Origin of the sequence: Actinopolymorpha sp. B11F2, assembly GCF_040195635.1 — a bacterium.
GTDB lineage: Bacteria > Actinomycetota > Actinomycetes > Propionibacteriales > Actinopolymorphaceae > Thermasporomyces.
In genome coordinates, this window is sequence record NZ_JBEFTX010000005.1 from 328,507 (window position 1) to 341,800 (window position 13,294).

10 protein-coding genes and 1 tRNA gene are annotated in these 13,294 nt (G+C 70.1%); 10 read left to right on the forward strand and 1 reads right to left on the reverse strand.

Annotated elements, in window-relative coordinates:
• The first annotated feature begins 207 nt into the window (after window positions 1-207).
• From ABN034_RS12315 to ABN034_RS12330, 4 genes are all read left to right on the forward strand, one after another.
• Window positions 208-834: a hypothetical protein gene (locus ABN034_RS12315; protein ID WP_349691137.1), complete on the forward strand. Its 627-nt coding sequence runs from the start codon at window positions 208-210 to the stop codon at window positions 832-834.
• Window positions 835-1,114: 280 nt separating this feature from the next.
• A complete protein-coding gene (cobT, locus tag ABN034_RS12320; protein WP_349691138.1) occupies window positions 1,115-2,809 on the forward strand; it encodes a nicotinate-nucleotide--dimethylbenzimidazole phosphoribosyltransferase in 1,695 nt (564 codons plus the stop codon).
• Window positions 2,806-3,741, forward strand: coding sequence for an adenosylcobinamide-GDP ribazoletransferase (locus ABN034_RS12325; protein WP_349691139.1), 936 nt, complete (start codon window positions 2,806-2,808; stop codon window positions 3,739-3,741). The genes cobT and ABN034_RS12325 overlap by 4 nt, the downstream gene beginning before the upstream one ends.
• Window positions 3,742-4,557: an ECF transporter S component gene (locus ABN034_RS12330; RefSeq protein ID WP_349691140.1), complete on the forward strand. Its 816-nt coding sequence runs from the start codon at window positions 3,742-3,744 to the stop codon at window positions 4,555-4,557. It abuts the gene before it with no gap.
• Between the two features lie 57 nt (window positions 4,558-4,614).
• Here ABN034_RS12330 and ABN034_RS12335 read toward each other — a convergent pair whose 3' ends face one another.
• A complete protein-coding gene (locus ABN034_RS12335) occupies window positions 4,615-5,160 on the reverse strand; it encodes a ferritin family protein (RefSeq protein WP_349691141.1) in 546 nt (181 codons plus the stop codon).
• A gap of 471 nt (window positions 5,161-5,631) precedes the next feature.
• Between ABN034_RS12335 and ABN034_RS12340 the strand changes: the two genes are divergently transcribed.
• The 6 genes from ABN034_RS12340 (at window position 5,632) to ABN034_RS12365 (ending at window position 13,152) form a co-directional block, all read left to right on the forward strand.
• On the forward strand, window positions 5,632-7,254 hold the full coding sequence (locus tag ABN034_RS12340) for a GGDEF domain-containing protein (RefSeq protein ID WP_349691142.1): 1,623 nt from the start codon (window positions 5,632-5,634) through the stop codon (window positions 7,252-7,254).
• Window positions 7,255-8,382: 1,128 nt separating this feature from the next.
• Window positions 8,383-9,765 (forward strand): sigma 54-interacting transcriptional regulator, encoded by a 1,383-nt coding sequence (locus tag ABN034_RS12345; protein WP_349691143.1) that lies wholly within the window; start codon window positions 8,383-8,385, stop codon window positions 9,763-9,765.
• Between the two features lie 2 nt (window positions 9,766-9,767).
• On the forward strand, window positions 9,768-11,735 hold the full coding sequence (locus ABN034_RS12350) for a vWA domain-containing protein (RefSeq protein ID WP_349691144.1): 1,968 nt from the start codon (window positions 9,768-9,770) through the stop codon (window positions 11,733-11,735).
• 92 nt (window positions 11,736-11,827) lie between these two features.
• A complete protein-coding gene (orn, locus tag ABN034_RS12355) occupies window positions 11,828-12,562 on the forward strand; it encodes an oligoribonuclease (protein ID WP_349691145.1) in 735 nt (244 codons plus the stop codon).
• Between the two features lie 121 nt (window positions 12,563-12,683).
• Window positions 12,684-12,759, forward strand: a tRNA-His gene (locus ABN034_RS12360).
• Window positions 12,760-13,017: 258 nt separating this feature from the next.
• On the forward strand, window positions 13,018-13,152 hold the full coding sequence (locus tag ABN034_RS12365; RefSeq protein WP_349691146.1) for a hypothetical protein: 135 nt from the start codon (window positions 13,018-13,020) through the stop codon (window positions 13,150-13,152).
• Window positions 13,153-13,294 lie beyond the last annotated feature (142 nt).

Consider the following 13,294-nt stretch of genomic DNA (forward strand, 5'->3'; position numbering starts at 1 on the left):
GCGCAGCACGCGAGTCGGTGACCCTTGTCCTCGTCACCGCAACCCAGCGTGGGTGGGGTGCGGCTCGGAGACCGGCCAGCGTGATCGGCCGCGCAGCCACGATAGGGCACGCGACGCCGAAGAGGGAACAGAAGCGCTCTCTGGTCACGTTCCCCGCACAAGGTCGCGAGAGCGAAATGGCAGTGGTTGAAAGGCTAGCCTCGAGCCGTGGGATCAGAGCACGTCGACGACCTCGACCGACGAGCAGCTCTGGCGAGGGCTGTCCGCGACCTGCTACTCCAGTCGCCACACGTGGTTGAGGTGCGTCCGTACGGAAGTCTCGGAGCCGGCGGCGACCATTCGGACCGGTACTCCGACATCGATCTCGTCGCTGTCGTCGACGGTCTGTCGGACCGTGCCTTCGCCACGAAACTTCCCGGTCTACTCATCCCGCTCGGAAGACCCTTGATCGCAGGGTGGGGACTCGACAGGCTTCCCGACACCTACGTCCGGACCCTCTACCTGGAGAACTACCCGCTCTTCTGGCACGTCGACATCGGTGGTGAGAGCTCGGACCATGAACCCGGCGCGGACATCGCGCAGCACTACCACTGGCCCCAGATCTTCAAGATGTGGATCGCGGCGGTCAAACAAGTGATCCGCGACCGGGACGACGGATCGGCATTCCTGCAACACATCTCCCGCTGGGCAGACATCTCATCGTTGCGAGGCTCGGCAGCCGACCGCCTCGGCCAGAGCCTCGAACTCTGCGTCGCACGCGCTCGCCGACGCGGCGCACCCTGTGAAGAGGTCTACCGCCGACGCGCCGAGCTTCGGTCCATCTATTTGACCTGATCTCCACCCTGCCGCTCCCACATCCCTGCCCGGGGTCTTGACTCGCGGGAGGGCACTGTGCGGCCCGGGACGCTGCCATTTCACGTGCGCACAAGGGACTGTCATTCGACCGTCGTTCTGCACTCCAAACGCAGCCCATCGGCGAGCGGCACCGGCGTCGACCGGCGCGCATCCCCGACCAGCAGGACCACGGCGGCCCGCGGGGGTCGGCGGGGTCTTCATGATCACGTCACTCGTGCCATGCTGGTGGGCGTTCCTGTGGAGAGGACGCCAGACACCGATGCCCGGACGACTGACGCTGCTCGACCGCACCGTCGAGGCGATCCGCCCGCTCGACGGTGACGCCATGGCCGCCGCACAGCTCCGCCAGGACGGGCTCGTCAAACCCCGTGGTGCGCTCGGCCACCTCGAACAGCTCGGCCGTCAGCTCGCCGGTCTCGCCGGCCAATGTCCGCCGCCTGTGCCCGAACCGGCCGGGCTCGCACTCTTCGCCGGCGACCACGGCGTCCACGCCCAAGGCGTGTCGCCATGGCCGCAGGACATCACCGCCGCGATGGTGTCGACGTTCCTGTCCGGGCGCGCCGTCGTCAACACGCTCGCGCGACAGGCCGGCGTCCGCGTCCAGGTCGTCGACGTCGGTATCGCGACTGACCTTCCCCCGGCGCCCGGGTTGGCGCAACGCCGAATCCGCGCCGGTACGCACGACCTCACCACCGGGCCCGCGATGACTCGGGACGAAGCCTCCCAGGCGATCGAGGTCGGCATCCACACCGCGACCGATCTCGTCGCCGAAGGGTGCCGCTGCCTGCTCACCGGCGACATGGGCATCGCCAACACGACGCCGGCCGCCGCGCTGATCGCGGCCTTCACCGCAGCTGCGCCCGAGGACGTGACCGGACGCGGGACCGGCATCGACGATGCCACCTGGGCAGTCAAGGTCGATGTCGTACGCCGCGCACTGGACCTGCATCACCCCGATCCCGCCGACCCGCTGGGGATCCTGGCGGCCGTGGGCGGGTTCGAGCACGCGGCGACGGTCGGGTTCCTGCTGGGCGCCGCGACGGGACGCGTTCCGGTCGTTCTCGACGGGGTCGTCGCGGGAGCGGCGGCCTTGGCGGCTGCGGCGTTCGCTCCTGAGGTGACGGGGGCATTGATCGCGGGCCACGTCTCGGCCGAGCCTGGCGCCCGCCTTGCCCTGTCGACACTGGGACTAGCCGCCATCCTCGATCTGGAGATGCGCCTGGGTGAGGGATCCGGTGCGGTTCTCGCGCTGCCGGTCGTCCAGGCCTCTGCCCGGGTACTGCACGAGGTCGCCACGCTGGCGGACCTGCAGGGCGACGCCGACGCCGTGGCGCCCGGCATCCGGCGTCGGATCCTCGTCCTGGGCGGCGCGCGCTCAGGCAAGTCGGCGACCGCCGAACGCATGGTGGAGTCGGCTGCCGCGGTCACCTACGTCGCCACCGGACCGGCGCCCTCAGCGGACGACCCGGAATGGCGGGAACGCGTCCAGCTCCACCGCGACCGGCGACCGGCCCGCTGGACGACGGTCGAGACCCGTGACCTGGTGGGACTGCTGGCCACCGGTACGAACGAACCGCTCGTCGTCGACTGCCTGGGCACCTGGCTCGCCGCCACGATGGATGACCACGACATGTGGCGAGATGACAGTGCTGACGCCGACCCGGACACGGCCGCGGCCGACGCCGACCCGGACACGGCCGACGGTGCGGCGGGCATGGCCGCCGACGATGCCGCGGCCAAGGTGACGGCAGAGGTCGATGCCCTGGTCGAGGCCTGGCGCAGCACATCCCGGACGGCCGTCGCGATCAGCAACGAGGTCGGGTCGGGGATCGTCCCGGCGACCCGTTCGGGCCGGTTGTTCCGCGACCAGCTCGGCCTGCTCAACTCCAGGATCGCGGCAGAGTCCGACGAGGTGTGGCTGGTGACGGCCGGCATTCCCCAGCGGCTGCGATGACCGTCGACCAGCCAGCGGGCGGTACACCCACTGACCAACCAACGGACGCCGCACCCAGCGACCAGCCTGCGGGCGGTACACCCACTGACCAACCAACGGCCGGCGCACCCACGGACCAGGCTGAACGGCGGGATGGCTGGGGCTTTCCGACCGCGGTCGCTCTGTTCACGGCCATTCCAGTTCCCCGACGTGCGGCGCGGCACCTCGACCGGCAGCTGGCCGCACAGGCGCTCCGCTGGCTGCCTGTCGTCGGCGCGGGGCTCGGCCTGGTCGCCGGCGTACCCCTGTTCGCGAGCATGGTCCTCGCTCCGTACGCAACCGGGGCGGTCCTGGGGTCCGCACTCGCCGTTGCTGTCCTGGCGCTCGCCACCCGTGGCCTTCACCTCGACGGTCTCGCCGACACCGTGGACGGACTCGGCAGTGCGACTCCTCCGGCGCAGGCGCTGGCGATCATGCGGAAGCCGGACATCGGCGCGTTCGGTGTCCTGGCCATCGTCCTGGTCGTCCTGATCAAGGTGGCGGCACTTGCCACGGTCTCGACGGCGTACGGGGCGGGTGTCGGCGTACTCGCCCTGGTCGCCGCCGAACACTCCGGACGAGTCGCTGTCGTCCTGGCCGCCCGCACCGGTGTTCCCTCGGCCAGACCCTCCGGCCTCGGCGCCCTCGTTGCCGGATCAGCCGACCGCACGGCGCTCCTCGGTGTCGCCGTGACGACCGCGCTGCTCGCCGCTGTCCCGCTCGTGTGGGGGGCGCCCGCGACGTCCCTCCGCCTGCTGGCCGGGTCCGCCGTCGGGCTCGCCGTCGCGGAGGTGTGGCGGCACCGCGTCGTACGCCGGATCGGCGGCGTCACCGGCGACGTCTTCGGCTCGATCGTCGAACTCGCCTCCGTCGCCGTCCTCCTCACGATCGCTCTGAGTGCAGGAGGCCGCTAGATGACGATCCGAAACAGCACGGCTGTCATCGCCCTGCGTCCGCGCTCGGTCCTGGCTCTCGCGCTGGCGAGCGTGGTCGGGCTCATCGGCTTCGGCTGGCCGTTCGTGGTCGACGCTTCCAGTGCCATGGGTGAGCACAGCCACGATGCGCCGTACCTGTTCATCGGCGTACTCCTGCTGGTCGTCGCGATCGTCTACGCCGAACTCGCCGACGGTGGGATGGACGTCAAGGCGGTGGCGATGCTCGGGGTTCTCGCTGCCGTGGGCGCTGCCCTGCAGTCCCTCAATCCCGGGGCAGGTGGGTTCGATCCGGCGTTCTTCCTGCTGATCCTCGCCGGACGGGTGTTCGGACCTGGGTTCGGGTTCGCACTGGGGGTGGTCGTCATGCTGGCGACCGCGCTCACCACCGGTGGCGTTGGTCCGTGGATGCCGTTCCAGATGTTCGGGCTCGCGTGGGTGGGGTTGGGCGCCGGCTGCCTGCCGCGGGCGTCGGGATGGGCCGAGCGCTGGCTGCTCATGGCCTACGCCGGCGTGTGCGGGTTCGGCTATGGCGCCCTGCTCAACCTGTGGTTCTGGCCGGTCGCGAGCTTCCTGCCGGCCGGTGCGTCGTTCGTACCCGGCGGGCCGATCCTCACCAACCTCAGCCACTACGCCGTGTTCTACGCGACGACGTCGCTCGGCTGGGACGCCGCTCGCGCGGTCCTCAACGTCCTGCTGGTGCTGGTGGCCGCGCGGCCACTGCTCGTGTCGCTTCGTCGTGCGGCTCGCCGCGCCGCTTTCGACGCGCCCGTCACGCTGGAGGCAGAAGTCCGCTGACGGAGCCGGACGGCCCGATCCTGCGCGCGCACTGGCGTTGGGATGAAGGTGACCTGATCATTCCGGCGAGTGCGGCTGGTCGGAGGGTTCGTCAGACGGTAAGGATGACGGCTCGGCCGGTACCTGCGCGGCGAACTCCCAGCGCGACTTCTCCAAGCTCGTGAGTACGCCGAGGACGATGGTCTGGCTCACCGGGTCGATCGCTGCGAGCGGCCCCAGTGCGTTTCGGGCTCGTGCGATGGCGGAGTCGATCTGGTCGATGAGTGCACCCATGGTCTTGTCCTCGCCGACGAAACCGGGCGGGAAGTCCGGAAGGCCTGTCGTCGTCGCCACCGTCGCAGGGCGCACGTCCACGCAGGCGCCGAACACGACCATGCGCAGCGCCACGTCGTCGCTTCGTACCCGTATATCGGCAATGAGCCGCTCCAGAGGTTCCCGGATCGCGCGCACATGCCGGCCGTGGAGGTGCCACTGTGCCTGCTTGCCATACAACACAAGAGCGATCAGGTCGACCAGCAGCGGCTGGAGAAACGAGGTGACGACCTTGCCTGCCACGCTGCCCGACAGTTGGCCCGCCAGCGCGAGCGGAAATCGGTCAGGCACCGCGGGAGACGACCGACGGGAGTGCATCATGACCTCCCCTCGCACGCTGCCCGTACCCCTACCCGCGCACCACGATGACAACACCAGGAAGAGCGGGTCGGTGGTCGCGAACCTTCAACCAGGACGGGCGAAACGCGCCGTTGGTCACTGCTGTCAAGCTAGCCTTGACAGCAGCGCCGGACGATGGTCGAAGCTGGCTGTGAGCGCGGGTCAGACGCCGATCCGTCGACCGGTCAGACGGCAGCGAGGGCGGCGAGACAGGTGCCCGACACCTGGGGCGACGGCGCGCCGTTCGGGTACGCAGGGGCCGGGACCGCTGCCCGCGTCGCCCGCCCCAGGGTTGCTCTATAGCCTGTCCTCGGGTCTTACGCAGATGGTGGCAATGGAGGGAGAACCCGAACTCATGGTTCCGGCCGGGGGAACCACGGGGCGCCTGATCCGACACGCACGCCGCTGGACAGGGAGCGGAACGTGTCGGGGCCGATGAAGCCGCGCCCTGCCGCGCTTTCCGACATATCCGAACTGCTGATCCGGGCCCAGTCCGGAGAAGCCAGCCAGGTCCTGGACGACCTCGAGGTCCTCCTCGGGCAGGCCCGGGTCCAGCATGCCCACGACCGCGCCCAGTGGCTGAGATTCGTCCGGTTCGCGGCGTTCCACGAGCTGCGCCGCTACGACCGCGCCGACGAGGTGGCGGTCGAGATGATCCGGCTCGCCGAACCGTTCGACGACCGGATCTGGGAGTCGTTGGGCCACGGACTCCGGGCGATGGCGCTGCTACTCCGCGGCAGCTTCGAGCCGGCCTACGACGAACTCGCCCGCTCGGTCGTTCTCCTCGAAGAGCTGACGACGCCGAGCTACGCGGTCGGACACGCCATCAACGCGGTCGTCCTCGTCCTGGTCCGCCTCGACCTCTACGAGCTGGCCACCCAGTGGCTCGAACGACTGCACGACGTGGCGACAGCGCTCTCCGACGCCGTACTCCAGACGTTGTACGCCTACAACTCCGGCTGGCTCCAGCTCAACTGGGCAGCCGAGCTCGAACTCATCGGCCAGCTCGACGAGGCGCGCGAGCACTACCGGCGGACTTTGACGGCTTTCGAAGCGGCACCGGCGGGCGTCGACGTCATCGAACGTTCGTACTGGCCTCGTGAGGTCATCGTCCAGGCCTGCGCAGCGCGGGCGATGCTCGGCGAAGGCGAGTCTGTCCTCCCGGAGCTCCGCGCCAACATCGGCGCGGTCGCCGCCACGCAGCGCCAGGAAGCGATGCTGATCGGCTATCTCGCGATGGCGCGGGCGTACGCCAACGAAGGCGACTCACGGCAGGCACTCGAGCAGGCGGAGATGGCCTGCGCGGTCGGCGACACGCTCCCCCGGCTGCAGGTGGTGGCCGCCCGTGCCTACTGGGAGTACGCCCACCTGCTCCGCTCCCGCGACGGCACGACACCTACCGTCGACGCGTTCGCCCAGCTGACCTGGCGCCTCGTGCACGACCGCTGGGAGGAGCGCCGGGCGCGGATGCAGTCATTCTCCGAACGCCTCGACTCCGAACGGATCCGCGACGAGCTGCGTCGCCGGGCCGCGGCGTACCTCAGTGATCCGCTGACCGGCCTCGGCAACCGCCGGCTGATCGAGATCCGGCTTCCCGAACTCCTGGTGGAGTCGGCGGCGACCGGTCGACCGCTCGCGGTGGCATTCGTCGACATCGACGACTTCAAGAGCGTGAACGACGAGCTTTCCCATCTCGTGGGCGACGATCTGCTGCGTGAGCTCTCTCAGGAGATGCGGTCCACGCTGTCCTCCGACGACGCCATCGCCCGCTTCGGTGGCGAGGAGTTCGTGGTCGTGCTGCCCAACCGCACCGCCAGGCAGGCGTACGACCTGATCGACGGCCTGCGCCAGCGGATCGAACAACGGGTGTGGAACTGCCTGCCCGCCGGGCGACGGATCAGGATCACGGCGGGGCTCGCCCAGTCGTGGCACGGCGCCACCCGGACCCAGCTGCTGGCGGCCGCCGACGAAGCGTTGCTGCGCGCCAAACGCCAGGGGAAGAACCGCGTCGAGATCCGCGCTCACCCGCTGCCTGACGAGCCGTAGGCACAGTCCTCGAATCTTGTCCTCGCGACCCATGGCGTCGGCCGGGCGCGGGTGAGTAGGGTGGCGCCCGCGTGGCTGCCGTTTTGTCGCAGAAAGACTTTTACGTCCGACTTGAGGCACCCCGCGTACCTTTCCACCGGCATGTCATGGCTCCAGGAGCAGAGTTGGCCTTCGCATTCGTCGTCGCCGTGATCGTCGCCCTGGTCGTCGCGGCGCTCATCGGTGGGATTGTGCTGATCATCAGCAAGCGCAAGCAGGCGTCCGGGTCATCGGCGGTGACCTGGAACTACGGACAGCCCGCTCGTCCGCCCGGCTGGGGATTCCCGCAAGGACCGCCCCAGAGCAACGCTTGGAGCACACCAGCGCCCGCCCATCCAGGTCCCTCACCGGCCGGGCACACCACGCCCAAGGGGACGCTTGGCTGGGGCCCGCCTCCCGGCCAACCACTGGGTCAGTCGCCGAGCCCTCCCATCGGCCCACCTCCCGGCCAACCCCAGGGCGGTTCAGGCTGGGGCCCACCAGGCGGCCAACCCCAGGGCCCTCCCACCGGACCGCCGTCGGGGCCACCACAGGCTTCGCCGGGACCCCGCGCGCCGCAGGGCTCGTTCTCCGGGCCCTCGTTCTCCGGGCCCTCGTTCTCCGGGCCCTCGTCCTCCGGGCCCTCGTCCTCCGGGCCCTCGTCCTCCGGGCCACAGCAGGTCCCACCGAACGGACCCGTCTGGGGCTCACCGGGGGCTAACCCCGCACCGCCGCACAGCGCCCACCCGACGCCGCCGCCCACGGGGCACCACCCGGGAGGGGATCCGTCGCGAGACGCACCGCCAGGACGGTCACCCCACGGTCAACCACTGCGCCCGCCAGGCTCCGACCCACAGCCAACGCCTCACCAGCGTCACCAGCAGGGAAACGCGCACCCACCGGAGTGGCAGAACCACCAGCAGGGCCAGACACCACCACGCCAGGCGCAGTACGACGGCCGAACCTCCTGACGCTGCTGGTCACCGGTGGCCGAGAGCGGCGGTCGCACACCTGTCCGACCCGTTCCGACGGTCGCGAATTCCCGCGCCTGGAAATGGTTTACATGACAAGGCTCCCCCAAACCGCCTCCTCCGACGTACGGTCGATGGCGTGACTCGACCCTCGACGCTCGGTGGACTCCGTGCCACCGACCACGTTCAGCGCACTGTCAAGGAAGAGATCCGCACCAATCTCACCGCCGCGCTCGCGGACGGGAGCAATGCCTTCCCCGGCATCGTCGGGTTCGACGACACGGTGTTGCCGCAGCTGGAGCGGGCCCTGCTCGCCGGACACGACCTCGTGCTCCTCGGCGAACGCGGCCAGGGCAAGACCCGGCTGATGCGCACGCTCGTCGGCCTGCTCGACGAGTGGACACCGGTGATCGACGGCTGCGAGATCAACGACCATCCGTACTCCCCCAGCTGTGTCCGGTGCCGCCGGCTCACCGCGGAAGCCGGTGACGACCTGCCGGTGGCCTGGAAGCACCGCGAGGACAGGTACGGCGAAAAGCTCGCGACGCCCGACACCAGCGTCGGCGACCTGGTGGGTGACGTCGACCCGGTACGCGTGGCGGAGGGTCGCACACTCGGCGACCCGGAGACGATCCACTACGGACTCGTCCCGCGCACCAACCGCGGCATCTTCGCCCTCAACGAGCTGCCCGACCTCGCCGAACGCATCCAGGTCGCGCTCTTCAACGTCCTGGAGGAGCGCGACATCCAGGTCCGCGGCTACACGTTGCGACTGCCGCTCGACCTGTTGCTGGTCGCGTCGGCCAACCCCGAGGACTACACCAACCGGGGCAGGATCATCACGCCGTTGAAGGACCGGTTCGGCGCGGAGATCCGTACGCACTACCCGCTCGAGGTGGACGAGGAGATCGGCCTCATCGCCCAGGAGGCCCACCTCGCCGCGCCGGTTCCGGAGCACCTGATCGAGGTCGTGGCGCGGCTCGCCCGCGGGCTGCGCGAGTCTCCGTCGATCGACCAGCGGTCGGGCGTCTCCGCACGCTTCGCCATCACCGCGGCCGAGACCGTCGCCGCTTCGGCGTTGCGGCGGTCGGCTCTCACCGGTGAGTCCACGGCGATCGCCCGGATCTGCGACCTGCCCGGCGTACTCCCCACCCTGCACGGCAAGGTGGAGTTCGAGATGGGTGAGGAGGGACGCGAGCACGAGATCTTCGCCCACCAGCTGCGTGTCGCCACGGCCGAAACGTTCCGCGACCGCCTGCGTGGCCTCGATCTCGCGGGCTTCACGGCGCGGTTCGAGGAGGGTACGACGGTCGAGACCGGCGAGCTGACCCGTGGCGACGAACTGCTCGACCAGATGGGTACCGTCCCCGGCCTGGCGAAGGTCCTCGACCGGCTCGGACTCGGCGACGCCGCATCACCGGGTGAGGTCGCGTCGGCGGTGGAGTTCGTCCTCGAGGGCCTGCACCTCACCCGCCGGCTGGCGAAGGAGACCGTCGACGGCGTGACCGTGTACGGAGCTTGACGATGCCTGACCGGAAGTTCCGTTACGGGCCGTGGGACGGCGGGCCGGATCCGCTGACCTCGCCGTACGACGTCCGCGAGGCGCTCGACGAGCTTGGCCGCGAGGTGCTCTCCGGCGCCAGCCTGCGCGAGGCACTGCGCGAACTGCTCCGCCGTGGCCCGGAGGGTCGACGCGGTCTCGACGACCTGCTCGCCCGTGCGCGCCAGCGCCGCGAGGAGGTACGCCGACGCGGTGACCTCGCTGGCACCCTCGACCGCGTACGCCAGATGCTCGACCAGGCCCTCGCCGCCGAGAAGGACACCCTCGCCCGTGACCCGGGTGACGACGCCCGGATGCACGAGATGGAGCTCGACACACTCCCCGACGACACGGCGCGGGCGGTGCGGGAGCTCTCGTCGTACGACTGGCAGTCCGACGAGGCGCGGCAGACCTACGAACAGATTCAGCAGATGCTGCGCCGGGACGTCCTCGACGCCCAGTTCGCCGGGATGAAGCAGGCGCTGTCCGGACAGGACCCGGCCGTCAGCGAGGCCGTCCGCGACATGCTGGCCGACCTCAACCACCTGCTCGCGGCGCACGCGCGGGGCGAGGACACGACCGACAAGTTCGCCGAGTTCATGGACAAGCACGGCGAGTTCTTCCCGGAGAACCCGCGCAACACCGACGAACTCATCGACCTGCTCGCCCGCCGGGCGGCCGCTGCCGAACGCATGATGCGGTCGCTGTCGCCGCAGCAACGCGACGAACTGGCCCGGCTCATGCAGGAAGCGCTGGGTGATCCCAACCTGGCCTCGCAGCTGGGGCAGCTCCGCGACAACCTTCGCGCCCTGCGTCCCGGACTCGAGTGGGACGCACGCGCCCGGATGCGCGGGGAGGAACCGCTCGGCTACGGCGAGGCGGTCGAGGCCGTCGCCGACCTCGCCGACGTCGAGGCCCTGATCGAGCAGCTCGCCCAGGAACACCCCGGTGCGACCCTGGACGACGTCGACGTCGAGGCGCTCGAACGCCAGCTCGGGCCGGGAGCCACGGTCGACATGCGGGCGTTGCGCCAGCTTGAGCAGGAGCTGGAACGCCAGGGCTACATCGCCCGCGGACCCGACGGCCTGCGCCTCACTCCGAAGGCGCTGCGCCGGCTCGGCGAGGCCGCTCTCCGCCGGGTGTTCCAGCAGCTCGAGTCCACCGGACGCGGCGACCACGACGACCACCGCACCGGCGCCGCCGACGAGCCGGTCGGGACCAGCCGCGAGTGGCGGTTCGGCGACGAGCATCCCATCGACGCGACACGTACGGTCCACAACGCCGTGCTGCGTTCGGCCGGCAGTGGCTCGGGACCACCGGTGCAGCTGAGCGTCGAGGACTTCGCGATCGCCGAGACCGAACGCCGGTCGTCCGCGGCCGTCGCGCTCTGCGTCGACCTGTCGTACTCCATGGTCCAGGAAGGCCGCTGGGGTCCGATGAAGCAGACCGCGCTCGCCCTCTCGCATCTCGTCGCGACGCGGTTCCGGCAGGACGCGCTGGAGATCATCGGCTTCGACCGGGTGGCCCGGCGGCTGTCTCCCGTCCAGCTCGCCGAGATCGAGCCCGACTGGATCCAGGGCACCAACCTGCAGCATGCGCTGATGCTTGCCGGGCGCCACGTACGCCGGCACCCCGACGCCGAGCCCGTGATCCTGGTCGTCACCGACGGCGAACCCACCGCTCACCTGCTGGCCGACGGCGAACCGTACTTCTCCTGGCCGACCACGCACGAGACGCTGCGGGCGACGATCAACGAGGTCGACGCGGTCACCCGCTATGGCGCGACGCTGAACTTCTTCATGCTCGGCGAGGACCCGGGGCTGGCGCGCTTCGTCGACGCGGTGGCCCGGCGCAACGGTGGCCGAGTCTTCACCCCCGACCTCGACCGGCTCGGCGACTTCGTGGTGGCCGACTACCTCCGGGCCCGCCGCGGCTTCCGCCGGTCGGCCTGACTGCGCGCTGGCCTGACTGCGCGCTGGCCTGACTGCGCGCTGGCCTGACTGCCGGCTCGACACGCCGGGGCCACCGCATAGGGTGGAGCGCTATGTATGACCGTCTGGTGTGGATCGACTGCGAGATGACCGGGCTCGACTTGCGGGCCGACGCTCTCGTCGAGGTGGCCGCGCTGGTCACCGACGGCAACCTCAACGTACTGGGTGAGGGTGTCGACCTGGTGGTCAAGCCGCCACAGCAGGCGGTCGACCAGATGCGCGACATCGTACGCACGATGCACACAGCGTCCGGCCTGCTCGACGAGCTCGCGGGCGGGGTCTCGCTCGCGGAGGCCGAAGAGCGCGTCCTGTCCTATGTCCGTACGTACGCACCGGAATCCAACAAAGCTCCCCTCGCGGGCAACACGGTCGCCACCGACCGGGCGTTCCTCGCCCGGGACATGCCGGCACTGGAGAGCCACCTGCACTACCGGATCGTCGACGTCTCCTCGATCAAGGAACTGGTCCGCCGCTGGTATCCGCGGGTCTACTTCGCCAGCCCCGACAAGACGGGAAACCACCGCGCGCTTGCCGACATCCGTGAGTCGATCGACGAGCTGCGCTACTACCGCGCGGCGGTCTTCGTCCCGGCGCCTGGCCCCGACTCCGCCGCGGCCAAGACGATCGCCGAGGAGATCCTCGGCAAGCCGACCGGCGGTACCCAGCCCGCGCCGCCGGTGTCCGCCGCGACCGAACCCGTGCCCGCCGAGGCGCCGGACGAGCCGTCCAGGGCGACCCCGGCGCGGCCGGACTCCCCAGGTCCGCAGACACGCGCCGAGGGCACCTGATCTCGGTGCGGGAGCCGGCGGGCGCCCGGCTACACTTGGCGGGTCGCGAAGCGCTGCTTCGCGGCAGTCGTCCGTACGGACCCCGGTTTGGCGCTGCTCGATCGGTGTGCATACGGCCGTGGTGGGTGTAGCTCAGTTGGTAGAGCACTGGGTTGTGGTCCCAGTTGTCGCGGGTTCGATCCCCGTCACTCACCCCAAGGGGAAAGCCCAGGTCAGGGCCATGATGACCTGGGCTTTCCGGTCTTCTGGACCTGTTGGCCGTTTTGGGGGCGACATGGGGGTGATCTTGAGCGGGAACCCACTCAGGGCCGGGCGGTCCGCGCTTCTCCAGCCTTGCCGGTTGGCGTCGGCGACCTTCTGGTTCCCGGGGTACGTCGGCGTAGTGCTCGCTGGGGCGGATGCTGCCCGTACAAGGGACCGATCGGAGAGGACCACGGGCGATCACGCCCGATGACGTGCGCGAACTCTGCGAGCTCGTCGCCAAGGAGCAGGGCAGCGCCGAGCACTTCGATATGAAGGTGAGCGGCACCGACGATCTGAATGACATAGCCGCGCTTGCCGCAGCCGGCGCGACCTGGTGGGGTCGATAGGTCGAACCCGATCCTTGCGAGGTCCGCGAGGCAATCCTGCGCGGGCCGCCGCACTGGTTGGTCGCGGACCACACGTCCTTACGCACGTAGTGGAGCCCGAAGACGGGCGAACGAGGAGGACGGGACCCCGGAAGGTCGGCTC